A 17,422-nucleotide genomic window follows, 5' to 3' on the forward strand; every position below is an offset into this window, starting at 1 on the left:
AAAGAAGAGAGGGCGCTGTTATAGCGTACCTCTGTCTTTTTTGTTTATCTAAAGCAAAAAGGAAATCCAGAGTAAACCTTGAATAAGTCAAACTATAACGTTTTAAAGGGAGAGAGAGCCGATGAAAGCAACAAAGGCAGATATCAACTGGTTGGGAGACGTAAGTGTATTTGAGGTGAACCGTCTTCATGCCTATTCCGATCACCGTTATTACCAAACGATGGATGAGGCTGTAAGTTCAGGTCCGATGTCCATGCGTTATGATCTGAATGGTACTTGGAAATTCAATTATGCCATTCGTCCGGACAGCCGTTCTGAATTCTTCTATACATCCGATTTCTCCAGTGAAGGCTGGGATGATATTGAAGTTCCTGGACACATCCAGCTTCAGGGATACGGACAGATTCAATATGTCAACACACAATATCCTTGGGATGGATTGAATGACATTCGTCCACCGGCACTGCCACAGGACAAAAATCCCGTGGGTAGTTACATTCGCACATTCCACCTGCCTACAGGTTGGGAGTCGAACCCGGTATATATTTCTTTCCAGGGCGTAGAGTCTGCATTCTACGTATGGCTTAACGGACAATTTGTAGGATATGGAGAGGACAGCTTCACGCCGTCTGACTTTGACTTGACGCCATTCCTTCAGGATGGAGAGAACAAACTCGCTGTTGAGGTGTATCAACGCAGCACAGGAAGCTGGCTGGAAGATCAGGATTTCTGGCGTTTCTCAGGCATTTTCAGAGATGTATATCTGTACACTGTTCCGGCTGCACACGTTCGTGATGTTCATGTTCGCACAGATCTGGACAAGTCATACACCAACGGTACATTGCAACTGGATCTGAAGCTGGAAGGAAAAGCTGTTGCAGGAGCGCGAGTAGAGGCTGAACTTCGTGATCGTGAAGGCAATTCCGTTAAAACATTTGAATCCAAAGTGAACGATGGACAAGTAAGTCTTCGTGAAGATATCGGTACAGTGAACCTGTGGAGCGCAGAGATTCCATACTTGTACCGTCTCTATATTCGTGTATATGATGCTGCGGGTGCACTGGTTGAGGTTGTTCCCCAAGCCGTTGGTTTCCGTACATTCGAAATGATTGACAAAGTAATGCACATCAACGGTAAACGTATCGTATTCAAAGGTGTGAATCGCCATGAGTTCAACCCGCGTCGTGGACGTGCGGTTACGAAGGAAGACATGCTGTGGGATGTTCGTACGATCAAACAGAATAATATGAATGCTGTACGTACGTCACACTATCCAAACCAAAGTCTCTGGTATGAGCTGTGTGATGAATATGGACTGTATGTTATTGATGAAATGAACCTGGAGACACACGGATCTTGGCAGAAACTTGGCGCCGTTGAGCCTTCATGGGTTATTCCAGGTGACAAACCGGAATGGCATGATATCGTTATGGACCGCGCTGTATCCATGGTGGAACGGGACAAAAACCATCCGTCCATTCTGATCTGGTCTTGTGGTAACGAATCACATGGTGGTGAAGTCATCTACAAGGTATCCCAATATTTCAAATCGGCTGATCCAACACGTCTGGTGCATTATGAAGGTGTATTCCATGATCGCCGTTTCGATGAGACAAGTGATATGGAGACTCGCATGTATGCCAAACCGGCGGACATTGAGGAATTCCTGAATGCAAATCCGACCAAGCCTTATATCAGCTGTGAGTACATGCATGCCATGGGTAACTCCATTGGCGGTATGCACAAATATACGGAGTTGGAAGACAAATACCCGATGTATCAAGGTGGATTCATCTGGGATTACATCGACCAATCCATTTACAAAAAAGATCGTTACGGCAAAGAGTTCCTCGCTTATGGCGGAGATTTTGGTGATCGTCCATCAGACTATTCCTTCTGTGGTAACGGGATCGTTCATGCTGATCGTAAAGTAACTGCGAAAATGCAGGAGGTCAAATTCCTGTACCAGAACATCAAGCTGTTCCCAGATCGTGAAGGTGTTAAGATCGTGAACGGTAATCTGTTTGCAGATACATCTGCGCTTGAACTGGTTTACAGCCTGGATCGTGAGGGACATGAAGTTCTACGTGGAACATTGGAAATCAACGTAGATGCACAAAGCGAGACGGTTGTGAAGCTTCCATTGAATGCAGCCTCTTTGGCAGGCGGCGAGTATGCTGTGAACACTGCACTTGTGTTAAAAGAAGCTACACTGTGGGCTGACAAAGGCGAAGAAGTGGCGTTTGGACAGTTTATTTTCACACAGGATCAGGTGAATGATACAGCCGAGACGGACCTGAACCTTGTAAGTGATGTACAGGTTATTGAAGGTGACGTTAACATCGGTGTTCGTGCTGGCAAGACGCATGCGCTGTTCTCCAAACAGTTCGGGACATTGGTTTCCCTTAAATTGTCTGGTCGTGAGACCATTGCCGTACCACCTGCACCGCTCTTCTGGCGTGCAATGACGGATAATGACAAAGGTATGGCGATGGGCTTCGAACTGGGTGCCTGGTATGCTGCAAGCCTGATGCCACGTTGTGTAGAGTGGAAAGCAGAACAGAAACCGGACCAATACCGGATCGAGTTCACCTACAAACTCAACATTTCGGAAGATGTACAAGTGAAAGTCGTATATACCGTTCATGCAGATGGAAGTGTTCATGTGCATAATACGTACAAAGGAACAGCTGGATTGCCGAACTTGCCAATTCATGCACTTTCCTTCAGAACATCACCTGACTTCGAAAACGTGGAATGGTTGGCGATGGGACCCGAAGAAAACTATGTGGACCGCGCATTCGGCGCACGTCTCGGTATCCACAGCAGCAAAGTAGCGGATACGATGGCGCCATATCTGGTACCACAGGAGTCTGGCAACCGCACGGGCGTGCGTTGGGCGAAATTGACGGACAACGCAGGACGCGGCTTCAAAATCGAAGCTTCTGCAGCTCCGGTTGAGCTGAATGTCTCACCATATACGGCATTTGAGCTGGAGAACGCACAGCATGCGTACGAACTGCCTCCAGTGCACTATACGGTCGTTACTGTAGCGGGTAAACAAATGGGTGTTGGCGGTGATGACAGCTGGGGTGCTCCGGTTCATCCGGAATACCTGATCCCTTCGGACGGCGAGCTGACATTCGAATTCGTCATTCGTGCACTGTAATTAATTAAAAGCATATTTGGATTAAAGAACAGAGGTCTTCGCTTGTCGGAGGCCTCTGTTTTGTTATGTTAATGAACAGCTTGGGTTGCACGTATGAAACCGTTCTCGTTCTGGTCTCGTAATGTACGAGATAGGAATCATAAGAGGGGGTTCAAGATGAGTAGAAAAGCAAAGACAGGTATATGGGTGACGGTGTTAGTCTTCTTGGGTATCATTGTTGGGTGTTTCATTTGGTATTTCAATACGGCTTCGGGTGAACGTGCACTCAAAACGATGAGATCCAATAACTCGGGCGGCCTGGAGCGGGTCGTTAAAGTGTACAGTGATTCCGGTGAATTGATTCAGACCTACGATGGCAAAATTGACGTTGAAGATACGGAATACGGGAATAAAGTATTATTCGATCTCAATGGAAAACGTGTTGTGATCTATAATGCAACGATTGTTGTTGAAGAGAAGTAAAGCGTAAAGTGCCAGTCTTGAAGAAGCGCTGGTGTGGAATTTGGAATGACACCCTATTGCTTATATGGTAAAATTAAGGAAATGACATAAGGGTCGGGTGAGATTGTTAAGGTGGATATGTACCTAATAATTCTGGTTGCAATGTTGGGAATGATCCTGTTCTATAGTCTGATCGGATATTTCTTAATTCGTTTCATTTCGAGAAAAGCATTCAAGCTTACGTTAACCAAATATGAAGTGATGGAGATTATGACCTGGCTCGCCGTGCTGTTTATTACCTTCATGATGATTAAGACAGGTTCCATGAATCTTCTCTTGCCGGTTGTTTTACTTATCATTCCATTAATCAATTTGCGACTTTCCAATCGGAAACATCGAGAGCTGAATTAGTATGGTCTTGCCAATCTTTCGGATGAGTTGCAGTCTGTTTTTGATAAAGCAGAAAGAGATTGGATGGTTGCAGACCGAAGAAGAAGCCGAAATAAGTGAATTTGAAGAAAAATATATCTAACAAAATAATTGAAAACATAAACAACAAAAAGAAGCCCTCTTTCGAGAGCTTCTTTTTCATGGGAGAGGAGAAACCGGACGAAGAGCTTATGGGGAAACGTAAGTCTTCTCCGCGGTTGTCTACGACACTTGTGATGTCGATAATTATAGAATCGCCCGATTGTTTTCTTTTTATACATATGCGTCAACAATTCGTCAACAATTTTCCAAGGCAAATGAAGACCGAGCATTTTTCAAACCGAACTCGAATGTGGTACGATAGCCGTATCAATAAACTTACATAGAGAAAAGGTGACTCGTCAGTGAGAGTGGTATCTGGGAGTGCGAAAGGCAGACCGCTGAAGGCTGTCCCTGGCACAGGTACGCGGCCGACCACCGACAAGGTGAAGGAAGCGTTATTTAGCATGGTTGGTCCTTATTTTGAGGGCGGCACAGCATTGGATCTGTTTGCAGGCAGTGGGGGTCTCGGTATTGAGGCGCTGAGCCGCGGCATGGACAAGGCTGTTTTTGTTGATTTGGAAACGAAAAGTATTGAAGTCATCCGCACGAATCTGAAGGCGACCAAGCTGGAAGATCAGGCGGCTGTATACCGTAATGATGCAGGTCGTGCATTGAAGGCACTCGCCAAGCGAGGCACAACGTTCGATCTGGTATTTCTCGACCCGCCATATCGCATGAAGAATGGGCACGAGTTGATGCTGACCATGCACGAACTGGAACTTCTGGAACCCGAAGCAACCATTGTACTTGAATATGAATCCAAACATGCTTACCCTGAGCAATTCGGCCCGTTTGAACAAACGCGCAAGGCTTTGTATGGGGAGACGGCAGTATCCATCTATTATTATGCGCCCGAAGCAGTTGAAGATGGAGAATCCATTACACCGGAAGAGGAGGCTCCTCATGACTGAAATGATACATCGACAGGAACGGATCGCCGTATATCCTGGGAGTTTTGATCCCGTAACGATGGGGCATCTGGATATTATCGCTAGAGCCTCGAAGCAATTTGATCGTGTCATTGTGGCTGTGTTGAACAATATGAGCAAAAATCCGCTGTTTACGGTGGAGGAACGCAAGGATTTGATCACAGAAGTAACCCGTCATCTACCGAATGTCGAGGTGGACAGTTTCCGCGATCTGACGGCCAATTACGTCCGGCAAAAGGAAGCTCAGGTCATCGTCCGCGGTATACGCTCGGTAACTGATTTTGAATATGAGTTGCAGTTGGCATCGACCAACAGCAAGTTGAACCCGGATGCGGAAACGATATTTATGATGACGAATCCGAAATATTCGTATCTAAGTTCCAGCATCGTGAAAGAAATCGCTCATTATCATGGAGATGTAACAGATCTTGTATCACCTGAAGTGGAAGTTGCACTACGTCAGAAAATCAGCGAGAAAACCGGCGGTTAAACCAGAAGGTAAGACCCGATAGACTAATCATGACTGCAAGAAGTAACACTAGAACCATGCATGCAGCAGGAAAAGCGCTCCATATGGTGTTCATTGTATATGTGTTGTCTGGATGATGTATGAGTAGCCAACTGAATGGTGTTGACAGGTCCTGGCCTGCATTCGTCTGTAATGTGGTCCAGGCTTGTGTGCTGTATTTGCTGAACGGCATCCAGAGGAACAGACTGATCAAAAAGGCGATGATCCCATGAGTCAGACGAACTCCGGCAAAGTACAACATGGATTTGCTGTCGGGTGCAGTTGTCTTCAGGACAGCAGAGACTTGCAGATGGGAGCATAGACCGCCCCATCCCAGAACAGCTGCAAGCAGGGACATCAGCAGGGCAGGTGTAAGTGAAGTTTGGCTCAAATGGTAGGTACCCAAATGAATCTCCAAAAAGGCCGGCCACAGTGCAGCAGAAGACCCGGGAGTCAGATAAAGGGAGAGTAGTCGGATAAATACGGCGAAACCGATCATGTAACCTCCGGTCATCATCAGAGTCTGCACAGCTTGGGATACGGTGTCACCCAGAAGTTTGCCAAATCCTCTTCCATCACGACGATGAGCCTCCCTGGCTGCCAGCGTCATCTCAGACCATTTATTGCGTCGTTTCAACATAGTGTGGTGAGGGATCGATGAGTGACTGGTGGAACTTGCAGGAATTACAGGGTGAGAACCAAGAGAGCTGCTTTCTGCCTGGACGGCTGCTGAGCCATCTGGATTTTTACGTTTACCCGGTGCAGGCAGGAGACGTACCGCAAGGATGGCAGCGATCCAGCCGCTGATCCAGTGAACCACTAAGAGGAAATATCCGGCGGCAGGCTGGTGAAGAAAAGCAGCACCAACGACCAGGATGATCATCATCGGATTGGCAAAATGAGCTGCTGCTGCAAGGACAACCGCCTGCTTGGCGGTAATTTGTCTATCCTGAAATAAACGGGATACCGCATCCGCTCCTGCGGGGAATCCGCCGCACATGCCAACAGCAATAGCCAGCCCCGCGCTGCCTGGAAGTCTGAACCAGCGTTGCATCAACGGTCCGAGTAGGGCACCTATCGCGTGAGTGAAGCCAAACGCAGTGAGCATTTGGGATAACATGAGGAATGGGAGCATGGCAGGAAAGATGATTTTCCACCATATGTCCAGACCTTGAATTGAGGCATCAAACGCTTCTTTGGGAGAAGCAACTACTGCAACGACCAGTGCTAAAGCGCCAGTACTTAGAAGTATCGTTCGTAACGGGCCAGAGTCTCTAACCTCGCTCTGTATTGTCATCGTTTCACCTCATATCAAATAACGCCGGTTCGGCATCTGAATCATTATGGACGGCCGAATGGCGCCCGAAGGGCGGTTCGGCCTTGACCGGACAGGCTATGGTATACAGCGGCCTATCCGGCCTGTACCATTGTATGCACAAGGACCAGAGTGTTAGACTTGGAAATAAACGATTAAATCAGATGAGCTGAGTATTTGCATTACAAAGAGCGTGAAACTTAACCGGAGAATGGAAGTATTCAAAAGGTGGTATTTTGATCGCTGGAATAATGTGGAATACAGGTTCATCATGTATAGAGATACAAAGAACGGAGGCTCATGCGATGAATCGGATTCGGAAATCTGGCGGATTCAGAGCTTCGATCTTTGTGATCGTGGTGGCTCTGTTCGTCTATGTTGCCGTGTACATGCCAACACCGTATATCATATATATGCCTGGCAGTGCAGACGAAGTAAAACCCATGGTAACGGTTAAAGGCGGAGACCAGGAAGAACGCGGTGTGTTCATGATGACGACCGTATCGGCAACCTATGCCAATGTGTTTTTGCTAGGAACCTCTCTGTTCAATCGGAATGCTCAAGTGGATAAAAAGGAAGACCGGCTGCGCGGCAAAAGCGAAGCGGAATATTCCGCCGAACAAGTATGGTTCATGAGTGACTCGCAATCCTCCGCAATGGAGGCTGCTTATGAGCAGGCTGGTGTGGCGTACTCCATTGTACCTGAACATATCTTTGTATTTGGACTGTCCGAAGATCCGAAACCGGAAGGAGATATTGCTCCGGGAGATATTATTTTGGGAGTGGACGGAACAGCTACGCCGGATAATACGGTGCTTTCTGCCCAGTTAAAAGATAAAAAGGTCGGAGATACGGTCGAAATGCAACTGGATCGTGGTGGAGAGACTATTAGCCGGGACGTGAAACTGATTCAAGTAAAAGACAGCAAGACGGGTGAAGCCCGCCCGGGACTCGGCGTAATGATTGGTGCGGTTCAGAAGGTGAAAGCTGAAGATCCGGAAAAACAGATTTCCTTCACTGATACGCAGGTTGGTGGTCCATCTGCCGGGTTGATGTTTACGTTGGAGATCTATAACCAGTTAACACCTGGAGATCTGACCAAGGGTCATCGAATTGCGGGTACAGGTACCATTACCAAGGATGGTGTGGTGGGTGCAATTGGTGGTGTAGTGCACAAGATTGTAGCCGCTGACCGGAAAGAGGCGGAGATTTTCTTCGTGCCAAAAGATAATTATAATGAAGCGGCAGCCAAGGCTGAACAGATTGGCACCAAAATGAAACTTGTGCCTGTGAGCACGGTGGATGATGCGCTGGCTTACCTGAAAACATTGTCTGTGAAGGAATGAAGAGTATCAAAAGATAGAGAAATAAGGATGTTAATAAGAGAATCCCCTTGTTGCGATATGCCTGAGTGGCGCGCAGCAAAGGGGTTTTTTCTTGTAAAAACTTATGGTCAAAAGTGGTTTACAGCCTCACAGGTGACTCATAGTAATCACTGAACATTCTGCGTGTATCACCATGCTCGCAAGCGAGCCCATACGCCACCTGAGCTTGAATATCCAGTTCCAGTTGATTGTGTGTGAATGTGGACGGTTTTAGCACAACAGGCAGCGAAGCAGTCTTTTTCATCTGTTTAAGCAGGCTCTGCCCTTGAGCATTAAATCCGAGGACTCGGAGATATCCGGGTCCGTCAGCCATTTGCTCTGGTGAACACTCGGCTTTGGTGTGATTCAGGAGCAGGTGGGCGAGCATACGCTGGAGCTTCGTGCGTGTGTAACGTTTGGTCTTTAGTGCATTCAGGAGTGCCTCGACTGAAGGCTCCGGGAGCTGAGCCAGTGTACGGCTCAGCCGGTGTTCCAGGCCTTCCGTGACTTCGGCGATGCGTTCCAGCTCGTAGACACGGCGGGTGGCCGCAAGGTGCAACAGCGGCTGCGCAAAGCGCTCCCAGTGTATGGGAGCGCGCCCTTCCTGCCATTCGCGATGCAGAATGGCAAGGGTTGCCGCCGGCACGTATGGCGCGGCGGCATCGGGTCCGTCCGCCATCAGCAGGCGGCGGACGGCTGTGGCACTGGCGATCGCCCCCGGCCCGGGCGTCGCCTCATGATACGCGGCACCGGTACGCGCCGCCGTCAAGGGCTGGATCGCGCTGCCGAGTCGTTGCAGCGCGATCAGGTAGTGCAGCCCAAGCGAATTGTTGGGCTGCTCCAGCAGTGCAGCGGCGTCGTGAGCATCGACGCCGCCGGGCGCCAGCGCTGCCGCCGCGCCTGCGTACGCGGCGGGGTAGCTGGCGCCTTCCCGCAGGCGGCGCGCGATGTCCTCGCGCATCCCTGCGGGCTCCACAGCCAGCACGCGCGCAATGCGCTGCAGGCTGTCCAGGTCGCCGGACTCGCTGCCGAAGCAGAGCGAGTCCACAACGCCGGTGCGGTGCAGCAGCGATACCGCACCGAAGGCAAACCATTCCGCCGGTTGGACCGCGTAGGCCACCGGCAGTTCAAGCACCAGATCGGCGCCTGCGTGCAGCGCCATCTCGGTGCGCGCCCTTTTACCCACGATGGCGGGTTCGCCACGCTGGAGAAAAGGGCCGCTCATGACCGCAACAACGGCGTCTGCCCCGCTTAGCCGCCGAGCTTCCTGCAAATGATAGACATGCCCGTTGTGCAAGGGGTTATATTCAACAATGACGCCTACGGCTCTCATGATTAGACGTACTCCTCTCAAATGAGATAATGGGTATGTATGCTTGCTGTTATAGTTCATTCCATCATAGGTGATGACCTCGATTAGATCAAATCACGGAGTCTGTCGGACTAATGAAAAAAGGCACAAATCCAACATCAGCAGATGTCAGACCGTGCCTTATATTCAGAACGCTTAGACACTCTCCGGCGTGGGGGAAAGACTAGCTTTGGGTCCGAAAAATTCATAATGAATGTTGTCCGCTGGAACACCAAGCGCCAGAAGCTCCGTATACATTGCGCGCATGAACGAAATCGGCCCACACAGATAATAAGTGGAATCCAGTTCATCAATGACTTGGCGAAGCCAGGCCGCATCCATATAACCTTCCTTATGAAAATGATTGCTCGTACGATCAGAATCCTCGGGTTGTGTATAACAATAATAAGCTTTAACGCCCTGATTACGCTCGACCAGACTGTTCACATGATCACGGAAAGCATGAGATTGACCATTCGGACTTGCATGCAAAAATGTAATTGCACGGTTATCGTTCAACTGAACCAGCGTATTTAACATGCTGATTATTGGCGTTAATCCAACACCGCCACTAAGCAGCACAACAGGACGTTTATCCTCTGCATTCAGCGTGAAGTCGCCAGCAGGAGCGGATAGTTCCACCTGACTGCCTTCTTCAATGTGATCGTGTAAATACGTCGAGATAACTCCGTCAGGCCGCTCTGACACACCTCGCTCACGCTTAACGGAAATGCGATAGTATGGTTTACCCGGGGCCTCTGAAAGGCTATACTGACGAATCTGGGTAAATGACTGTGCCTCTGGCTGAATTTTGATGCTGATGTATTGTCCTGGTTCATAGCTGGCAATAGGCTTACCATCGTCTGGAACGAGATAAAAGGACGTGATGACTTCGCTTTCCTGCACTTTCTTGGCAACTTTGAAGGTCCGGAATCCTTCCCAGCCACCTGTCTGGTTCTCCGCTTCCGTATACATGTCCTGTTCGATCCCGATAAAGGCGTCTGCAATGACATTGTAGGCTTCGCCCCACGCCGTGATGATCTCATCGGTAGCCGCGTCTCCAAGCACATCTTTGATAGCTTGTAACAGATAGGTGCCGACAATCGCATATTGCTCGGGAACGATACCCAGGCTGCGATGTTTATGTGCAACTTGCCGGACGGCAGGCAGGATGGAGGACAGATTGTCGATATGAAGGGCGGCGGTGTACACCATATTGGCGAGGGCGGCTTGCTGACGTCCCTGTTTCTGGTTTGCATGATTGAAAATATTCAGCAGTTCCGGATGAGCTGTGAACATCGTTTCGTAGAAATGGCGTGTGATCGCTTCGCCATGAACTTCAAGTACGGGAACTGTAGATTTAATGACGGTAATTGTGTGTTCGCTTAACATGCATATTCCCTCCCGATAAGATAATGAAATAGTTGAATAATAAAACGGTCATGGAGCTGATCGTGCTTCGGTTTATAGCAAGTATAGATAGGGGCCAAGAAGGTCAGTGTGATATAGATCACACTAAACGTTAACGAAATGTGACCGGTGTTTGCAAGCAATTACAACTAAAATGACGACTTGTAGTTTATCTTGAAGTGAGTCTATAATAGACCAGATGGAGTAAATGGCTATGTGGTCAGTGTTTTTAAAAAGGGTGTAAAGTTAAAAGTGTTGACAAACGTCTTGAAAAATCGGTATAATGATTTTTGTTTGTTAAGTCAATTTCATAATACTTTTAACGCTAAAGCGTCAGAATACATACAGTCAGGATTTACTGCTTTACAAAAGCTGGCTTGACCTGTATAACTGTCGTGATACGTTTGACATGAATTATGAAATTGGTTTCGTTTGGAGTGATGGAAATGTTAATGCCATTTCGCAAAGTGGCTACCAGTGATGGTCCGCTGAAGTTTAACGAACAGTGGGATATCAAGGAACTGGTTTCTAACCGACAAGATATCACAGCCGTTACCCCGCTGACTGCGGATTTATCTGCAGAATTCAGAGAAGGTGACGTTGTGGATGTTCATGGCAAGCTGACCGTAGGAGTGGACATGTTGTGCTCCCGTTGTCTCAAGCCGATCAATGAACATTTTCATATTGATTTTCATGAGCAATTCAAGCAGGGAAAACAGCCAGAGGACTTACACGAAGACGATGATACGCTCTATGTGGATGGAGATAGCGTTGATCTGAAGGGTTATGCCGAGGAAGCTTTTCTGCTGGATCTTCCGTTTATACCGCTATGCAGCGATACATGCAAAGGGTTATGCCCCAAGTGTGGCCATGAGCTGAACGAAGGTGACTGCGGTTGTGATAACCAGGTTATCGATCCGCGGCTTGCAGGGCTCAAGGATTTTTTTAAATGAGCATGATTGAAAATCGAACATTGTAACAACGCGGTATTTTGCATAAATCAAAAGAGCGACTTTCAATCAGCAAAACATTGGATCGAAATGGTTCAGTTCGTCCATATTTTGTTCCGTAAGCGTATAGATCGAATTATGCAAAATACTAACTACCTGCAAAGGTTGATTTTGATAAGGAGGTGGGAATAATGGCAGTACCTCAACGGAGAACGTCCAAGACGCGTCGCGACAAACGTCGCACTCACTTTAAATTGGCTGTACCGGGCATGGTGAAATGTGAACAATGTGGCGAACTTAAACTTAGTCACCACGTGTGCAAAGTGTGCGGAACGTACAAAGCAAGAGAGATCATCTCTCAATAATAGTTGGACATTAAGTAGCACTTCATTTCGATGAGGTGCTATTTTTTTTGAATTAGAGGGTGTCGATAGAGTGAGTTGGCAGGCATGAAATCCGTGCTTCACATGGGTGGATTGTTTTTGTTAGGCCAGCCTTTCTTTTTGACACGGGATGAGATATACTATAGTTTAGTACCAGGTTCTAAGATTTGGCGTTACATATAAATGAACCATGATCTGTTTGAGAACGACCCTGGTGACCAGGGATGCAACTATAGAAGCAACAGGATAGAATGGTTGAACTGGCCGGATGGGACGGTTCCGTAAACGATACAGCGGGGGGTGTCAGGCATCGAACGTGTACCGAAGAGACAGAGGCAACAGCAGTTAACCAAAATGATAGAAGAAAACCCGTTTGTGACGGATCAGGAACTTACGCGCCAATTGAAGGTGAGTATTCAGACGATTCGTCTTGACAGGCTGGAACTTGGAATACCCGAACTTCGGGAGCGGATGAAACTGATGGCAGAGCGCTCGTATGATCAGGTACGCTCGCTGCCCCTGCATGAGATCATCGGTGATATTGTGGACTTGCAGCTGGACAAGAGCGGGATTTCCCTGTTTGAGATTAAGGAAGAACATGTGTTTTCAAGAACAGGCATTGCACGTGGACACTATGTCTTTGCACAGGCTAACTCTTTGGCTGTAGCGATCATTAATGACGAGATCGCGTTGACTGCATCAGCAGACATTCGTTTTGTCCGTTCGGTTCATTTGGGAGAGAAATGTATTGCGAAGGCTTATGTGAGATCGATTCCGGGTCAAAAGGGCAAAGCCAAAGTGGAAGTATTCACTTATGTAGGTGAGGAAATGGTGTTTCAAGGCAACTTTGTAATCTACCATTCAGGTGGAGAAGACAGCGGAGAAGGAGGTCATTTGGAATGAAAATCGTCATTGATGCCATGGGAGGCGACAATGCACCTGCATCAACGGTAGAAGGTGCGATTGCCGCAGCCACGGAATGGGCGGATACACAGATCGTCCTGATCGGCGATGAAGCCAAGCTGGAACCTCTTTTGAGTCAGTCAGGTGTGAGACCTGCCAATCTGACGGTCCGGCATGCTTCCGAAGTTATTGGTTCGGATGATGAGCCGGTACGAGCGGTGCGTCGCAAGAAGGATGCCTCCATGGTGGTAGCAGGCCGCATGCTGAAAGAGGGCGAAGCGGATGCGATGATCTCTGCAGGCAATACTGGAGCATTGATGACAGCTGGTTTGCTTGTTGTAGGTCGCATGGAAGGTATTGAACGTCCGGCGCTTGCGCCCATGATTCCAACGATTGATGATGTGGGTGTACTTGCGCTTGATCTCGGAGCGAATATGGATGCCAAACCGGAGCATCTTGCACAATATGGCCTGATGGGCAGTTTGTATCGACAGAAAGTACAGGGCATAGAATCCCCAAGAGTGGGCTTGCTCAATGTAGGAACAGAGCCAGGTAAGGGAAATGAGTTAACCAAACATGCGTATCCTTTACTGGAGCAACTCCCCATTCGGTTTGTCGGTAATGTAGAGGCACGTGATGTGCTGACGGGTGCTTGTGATGTGCTTGTATGTGACGGTTTTGCAGGGAATATACTGCTGAAATCGCTAGAAGGCACAGCAGGTGCCATTTTCGCCTTGCTTAAGGAACAATTCTCCTCTTCCCTCAAAAGTAAACTGGCTGCGGCTGTACTGATGCCTGAGCTGCGTGGATTGAAACGGAAGCTGGACTATACGGAGCATGGCGGAGCACCGCTCCTCGGTTTGAGCAGACTGGTTGTGAAAAGTCATGGATCTGCTGATGGCAATGCCATCAAAAATGCTGTGCGCCAAGCTCGGATTGCAGTGCAGAATCAGCTGGTAGAGAGCATATCTAAGGAAATTAGCGGGAAGTGAGTGACGACATGAATAATTTGCGCCCAGTAGGGATTATTGGTACAGGGAAATATGTGCCTGAGAAAATTTTGACGAATAGTGACCTGGAGAAAATGGTCGATACCAATGACGAGTGGATCGTCAGTCGTACAGGAATCAAAGAGCGTCATATCGCTGCACCCGATCAGGCAACTTCCGATCTGGCATACGAAGCGGCTATTAAAGCCCTTGAATCTGCAGGCATGACTGGCAGTGATCTTGATCTGATTATCGTTGCAACCATTACCCCGGATTCTTCGTTCCCATCGACAGCCTGCATCTTGCAGGACAAACTGGGTGCAAAAGGTGCGGCGGCATTCGATTTGTCAGCTGCTTGTTCCGGATTTGTATACGGTTTGGCGAGTGCTACAAGCTTCATCCAAAGTGGCATGTACAACAATGCACTTGTTATTGGTGCGGACTGCTTGTCTCGTATTACGGATTATACAGACCGTAACACATGTGTCCTCTTTGGTGATGGAGCAGGCGCAGTGGTCGTTGGTGAAGTTCCAGAAGGCCGCGGATTCAAAGCATTCGATCTCGGCGCCGAAGGTGCTGGCGGTGGTCTTCTTCAGATGGAAGGCGGCGGTTCCCGTTTGCCTGCTACCGCAGAGACCGTTGAAAATAAAAAGCATTACATCTACATGAACGGTCGTGAAGTATTCAAATTTGCGGTGCGTGTCATGGGGACGGCTACCATTGAGGTATTGCGCAAGGCTGGTATGGAGCGCACGGATGTGGATCTGTTTGTTCCTCACCAAGCGAATATTCGGATTATTCAATCTGCGATGCAGCGACTTGAACTTCCTGAAGAGAAAGTTGTTGTTAACGTGGATAAGTATGCAAACACATCGGCGGCTTCCATTCCGCTTGCTCTGGTAGAAGCAGCAGAGGAAGGTCGCATGAAAGCCGGAGATACCGTCCTGATGGTTGGGTTCGGTGGTGGTCTGACATGGGGTGCATCCGTACTCGTTTGGTAAAATTGACAGCTGGGAGATGAATGGGATGGGTAAGATAGCATTTGTATTTCCCGGACAGGGATCACAGGCTGTAGGCATGGCCAAGGACGCGTATGAGTCCGTGCCTGCAGCAACCGAGATTTTTCGCACAGCAGATGAAGCGCTGGGTTTTTCGCTGAGCAACTTAATATTTGAAGGACCGGAGACCGAGTTGAAACAGACATCAAATACACAACCGGCTCTGTTGACAGCAAGTATTGCTTTGCTTGAAGCTTTCAAGGAAAAAGGAATTCAGCCTGACTATACGGCTGGACACAGTCTGGGAGAATACAGTGCACTGGTGGCGGCGGGCGTTCTTTCGTTTGCTGATGCAGTGAGCATTGTACGGACACGTGGTCAGTATATGGAACAGGCTGTACCGGATGGACAAGGAGCGATGGCTGCTGTATTGGGTGCGGATCGGGAAGCGCTGGGGGTGCTTTGCCGTGACGTATCTGAAAGTGGTCATGCGGTTGAACTTGCGAACATTAATTGTCCGGGACAAATCGTCATTTCTGGTGTGAAGGAAGGCGTAGCTGCAGTTTCGGAACGAGTGAAAGAAGCGGGCGGTAAACGCGCCATTCTACTTGAAGTAAGTGGACCGTTCCACTCTTCACTGATGAAAGGTGCAGCTGAGAAGCTGGGAGAGAAACTGAAAACCGTTACGTTCTCACCGGCAGCGGTCCCTGTAGTCGCTAATGTGACTGCAAGACCTGCAGAGAATGGACAAGTTCAGGATTTGTTAACGGCTCAGGTCTATTCTCCTGTATTATGGGAAGACAGTGTGACATGGCTTATTGAGCAAGGCGTGGATACGTTCATCGAGATTGGATCTGGCAGTGTATTGACCGGTTTGATTAAAAAAACAGATAAAACCGTAAAACTGTACAATGTGAACAGTCTTGATACGCTCGAAGCAACGGCAAGTGCGTTGAAGTGATTAGCAGGGATTAGATTTGGGGAAAGGAGGAATGATTATGTCTAAACCATTAGAAGGTAAAAATGCACTCGTTACCGGGGCTTCCCGGGGTATTGGGCGCAGTATTGCACTGGCACTGGCTCAGGCTGGAGCGAACGTAGCCGTGAATTATGCGGGGAGTCAAGCGGCAGCTGAGGAAGTGGCGGAAGCGATTCGTGCCAAAGGAGTCAAGGCAATTACACTTCAAGCCAATGTGGGCCTGATGGATGAAGCTGAACAAATGGTCAAAGCTACACTAGAAGCATGGGGCAACGTTGACATTCTGGTGAACAATGCCGGTATTACCCGTGATAATCTGATCATGCGTATGAAAGAAGAAGAATTCGATCAAGTTATTGAAACCAATCTCAAAGGTGTGTTTAACTGCCTTAAGGCGGTTACACGTCCAATGATGAAACAACGGTCGGGAAGAATTATCAATATCTCCTCGGTTGTAGGTGTGCTTGGCAATGCTGGACAAGCGAACTATGTTGCTGCCAAGGCAGGAGTCATTGGTCTAACAAAGGCATCCGCTCGTGAACTGGCTTCTCGCGGAATCACAGTCAACTGTGTTGCACCAGGTTTCATCGAGACGGATATGACAAAAGAGTTGTCTCAGGAGCTGGTGGACGGTATGCTAAGTGGTATTCCGTTGTCCCGTTTGGGTCAGCCGGATGAAATTGCTGGTGTAGTCACTTTCCTGGCTTCACAGGCTTCATCTTATATGACAGGGCAGACGCTGCATGTCGATGGTGGCATGTACATGTAATTCTTCCCGGACTTGAACAATAGTCGGGGAACAGGCGCTGGACGATCCGAAATGCCGGAAAAAGGCTGGGTTCCCCGGCCGGGAGCCGCATATGTCTTCTATGGCATTTTGCCTGCGATTCTCGTATAATACCAAAGAAGGAGGTGAACCGGATGTCCGATGTATTGGAGCGTGTAAAACGCATCGTCGTCGACCGCTTGGGCGCAGACGAAGCTGAAGTTACACTTGAAGCATCTTTCAAAGAAGATTTGGGTGCTGATTCTTTGGATGTAGTGGAATTGGTCATGGAATTGGAAGATGAATTTGATTTGGAAATCTCTGATGAAGATGCAGAAAAAATCACGACCGTAGGTGAAGTTGTAAACTACATACAATCTCATACCTAAAGTCATTTTAGTCCCGCACATGTTTTCGAACAGGCGGGACTTCTCAT

Annotated in this window: 17 protein-coding genes; 14 read left to right on the top strand and 3 right to left on the bottom strand. The window is 48.4% G+C overall.

The features are described from left to right. The first annotated feature begins 121 nt into the window (after window positions 1-121). The 5 genes from M1D71_RS10160 to coaD all read left to right on the top strand — a co-directional run bounded on the left by M1D71_RS10160 (window position 122) and on the right by coaD (window position 5,560). Window positions 122-3,169, top strand: a complete 3,048-nt coding sequence (locus M1D71_RS10160) for a glycoside hydrolase family 2 TIM barrel-domain containing protein (RefSeq protein ID WP_458126342.1) — start codon at window positions 122-124, stop codon at window positions 3,167-3,169. Between the two features lie 156 nt (window positions 3,170-3,325). Next, window positions 3,326-3,631: a hypothetical protein gene (locus M1D71_RS10165; RefSeq protein ID WP_458126343.1), complete on the top strand. Its 306-nt coding sequence runs from the start codon at window positions 3,326-3,328 to the stop codon at window positions 3,629-3,631. 117 nt (window positions 3,632-3,748) lie between these two features. Beyond that, on the top strand, window positions 3,749-4,021 hold the full coding sequence (locus tag M1D71_RS10170; protein ID WP_458126344.1) for a hypothetical protein: 273 nt from the start codon (window positions 3,749-3,751) through the stop codon (window positions 4,019-4,021). 422 nt (window positions 4,022-4,443) lie between these two features. Next, the gene (gene rsmD / locus M1D71_RS10175; RefSeq protein ID WP_458126345.1) at window positions 4,444-5,052 is read left to right on the top strand and encodes a 16S rRNA (guanine(966)-N(2))-methyltransferase RsmD; all 609 of its coding nucleotides are present in this window, start codon (window positions 4,444-4,446) and stop codon (window positions 5,050-5,052) included. A gap of 1 nt (window position 5,053) precedes the next feature. Next, window positions 5,054-5,560 carry a pantetheine-phosphate adenylyltransferase gene (gene coaD, locus M1D71_RS10180; RefSeq protein ID WP_458127213.1) on the top strand — a complete coding sequence of 169 codons (507 nt, stop codon included), beginning with the start codon at window positions 5,054-5,056 and terminating at the stop codon, window positions 5,558-5,560. On the opposite strand, the gene M1D71_RS10185 is transcribed toward coaD, so the two are convergent. Further along, entirely contained in the window at window positions 5,538-6,875 is a 1,338-nt protein-coding gene (locus M1D71_RS10185; RefSeq protein ID WP_458126346.1) for a nucleoside recognition domain-containing protein, read from the bottom strand. The two genes, coaD and M1D71_RS10185, sit on opposite strands and share 23 nt — an antisense overlap. Before the next feature lie 323 nt (window positions 6,876-7,198). Here M1D71_RS10185 and M1D71_RS10190 point away from each other — a divergent pair, with 323 nt between their 5' ends. Continuing rightward, complete coding sequence (locus M1D71_RS10190; RefSeq protein WP_458126347.1) at window positions 7,199-8,239, top strand: SepM family pheromone-processing serine protease; 1,041 nt, start codon at window positions 7,199-7,201, stop codon at window positions 8,237-8,239. 118 nt (window positions 8,240-8,357) lie between these two features. Here M1D71_RS10190 and M1D71_RS10195 read toward each other — a convergent pair whose 3' ends face one another. Both M1D71_RS10195 and hmpA read right to left on the bottom strand, forming a co-directional pair. Then, window positions 8,358-9,590 carry a nucleotidyltransferase gene (locus M1D71_RS10195; RefSeq protein ID WP_458126348.1) on the bottom strand — a complete coding sequence of 411 codons (1,233 nt, stop codon included), beginning with the start codon at window positions 9,588-9,590 and terminating at the stop codon, window positions 8,358-8,360. A gap of 174 nt (window positions 9,591-9,764) precedes the next feature. Further along, window positions 9,765-11,000, bottom strand: coding sequence for an NO-inducible flavohemoprotein (hmpA, locus tag M1D71_RS10200; RefSeq protein WP_458126349.1), 1,236 nt, complete (start codon window positions 10,998-11,000; stop codon window positions 9,765-9,767). A gap of 464 nt (window positions 11,001-11,464) precedes the next feature. Here hmpA and M1D71_RS10205 point away from each other — a divergent pair, with 464 nt between their 5' ends. The 8 genes from M1D71_RS10205 to acpP all read left to right on the top strand — a co-directional run bounded on the left by M1D71_RS10205 (window position 11,465) and on the right by acpP (window position 17,375). Next, window positions 11,465-11,971 carry a YceD family protein gene (locus M1D71_RS10205; protein ID WP_145319011.1) on the top strand — a complete coding sequence of 169 codons (507 nt, stop codon included), beginning with the start codon at window positions 11,465-11,467 and terminating at the stop codon, window positions 11,969-11,971. Between the two features lie 188 nt (window positions 11,972-12,159). Then, entirely contained in the window at window positions 12,160-12,333 is a 174-nt protein-coding gene (gene rpmF / locus M1D71_RS10210) for a 50S ribosomal protein L32 (protein ID WP_017689233.1), read from the top strand. A 372-nt stretch (window positions 12,334-12,705) separates the two neighbouring features. Then, window positions 12,706-13,254 (top strand): transcription factor FapR, encoded by a 549-nt coding sequence (fapR, locus tag M1D71_RS10215; RefSeq protein ID WP_062833760.1) that lies wholly within the window; start codon window positions 12,706-12,708, stop codon window positions 13,252-13,254. After that, on the top strand, window positions 13,251-14,246 hold the full coding sequence (gene plsX / locus M1D71_RS10220; protein WP_336761209.1) for a phosphate acyltransferase PlsX: 996 nt from the start codon (window positions 13,251-13,253) through the stop codon (window positions 14,244-14,246). The genes fapR and plsX overlap by 4 nt, the downstream gene beginning before the upstream one ends. Window positions 14,247-14,254: 8 nt before the next feature. Continuing rightward, on the top strand, window positions 14,255-15,244 hold the full coding sequence (locus M1D71_RS10225; protein ID WP_458126350.1) for a beta-ketoacyl-ACP synthase III: 990 nt from the start codon (window positions 14,255-14,257) through the stop codon (window positions 15,242-15,244). A gap of 25 nt (window positions 15,245-15,269) precedes the next feature. Then, complete coding sequence (gene fabD, locus M1D71_RS10230) at window positions 15,270-16,202, top strand: ACP S-malonyltransferase (RefSeq protein ID WP_458126351.1); 933 nt, start codon at window positions 15,270-15,272, stop codon at window positions 16,200-16,202. 37 nt (window positions 16,203-16,239) lie between these two features. Next, the gene (fabG, locus tag M1D71_RS10235) at window positions 16,240-16,989 is read left to right on the top strand and encodes a 3-oxoacyl-[acyl-carrier-protein] reductase (RefSeq protein ID WP_458126352.1); all 750 of its coding nucleotides are present in this window, start codon (window positions 16,240-16,242) and stop codon (window positions 16,987-16,989) included. Between the two features lie 152 nt (window positions 16,990-17,141). Next, window positions 17,142-17,375: an acyl carrier protein gene (gene acpP / locus M1D71_RS10240; RefSeq protein ID WP_024630176.1), complete on the top strand. Its 234-nt coding sequence runs from the start codon at window positions 17,142-17,144 to the stop codon at window positions 17,373-17,375. The last annotated feature ends 47 nt before the right edge of the window (window positions 17,376-17,422 follow it).

The organism is Paenibacillus sp. Z3-2 (assembly GCF_054161325.1).

Bases quoted from the DNA above. Each gene is read 5' to 3' on its own strand.
- M1D71_RS10160 (WP_458126342.1), top strand. From the start codon at position 122: ATGAAAGCAACAAAGGCAGATATCAACTGGTTGGGAGACGTAAGTGTA.
- M1D71_RS10165 (WP_458126343.1), top strand. From the start codon at position 3,326: ATGAGTAGAAAAGCAAAGACAGGTATATGGGTGACGGTGTTAGTCTTC.
- M1D71_RS10170 (WP_458126344.1), top strand. From the start codon at position 3,749: ATGTACCTAATAATTCTGGTTGCAATGTTGGGAATGATCCTGTTCTAT.
- coaD (WP_458127213.1), top strand. From the start codon at position 5,054: ATGATACATCGACAGGAACGGATCGCCGTATATCCTGGGAGTTTTGAT.
- M1D71_RS10185 (WP_458126346.1), bottom strand. From the start codon at position 6,875: ATGACAATACAGAGCGAGGTTAGAGACTCTGGCCCGTTACGAACGATA.
- M1D71_RS10190 (WP_458126347.1), top strand. From the start codon at position 7,199: ATGAATCGGATTCGGAAATCTGGCGGATTCAGAGCTTCGATCTTTGTG.
- M1D71_RS10195 (WP_458126348.1), bottom strand. From the start codon at position 9,590: ATGAGAGCCGTAGGCGTCATTGTTGAATATAACCCCTTGCACAACGGG.
- hmpA (WP_458126349.1), bottom strand. From the start codon at position 11,000: ATGTTAAGCGAACACACAATTACCGTCATTAAATCTACAGTTCCCGTA.
- M1D71_RS10205 (WP_145319011.1), top strand. From the start codon at position 11,465: ATGTTAATGCCATTTCGCAAAGTGGCTACCAGTGATGGTCCGCTGAAG.
- rpmF (WP_017689233.1), top strand. From the start codon at position 12,160: ATGGCAGTACCTCAACGGAGAACGTCCAAGACGCGTCGCGACAAACGT.
- fapR (WP_062833760.1), top strand. From the start codon at position 12,706: ATGATAGAAGAAAACCCGTTTGTGACGGATCAGGAACTTACGCGCCAA.
- plsX (WP_336761209.1), top strand. From the start codon at position 13,251: ATGAAAATCGTCATTGATGCCATGGGAGGCGACAATGCACCTGCATCA.
- M1D71_RS10225 (WP_458126350.1), top strand. From the start codon at position 14,255: ATGAATAATTTGCGCCCAGTAGGGATTATTGGTACAGGGAAATATGTG.
- fabD (WP_458126351.1), top strand. From the start codon at position 15,270: ATGGGTAAGATAGCATTTGTATTTCCCGGACAGGGATCACAGGCTGTA.
- fabG (WP_458126352.1), top strand. From the start codon at position 16,240: ATGTCTAAACCATTAGAAGGTAAAAATGCACTCGTTACCGGGGCTTCC.
- acpP (WP_024630176.1), top strand. From the start codon at position 17,142: ATGTCCGATGTATTGGAGCGTGTAAAACGCATCGTCGTCGACCGCTTG.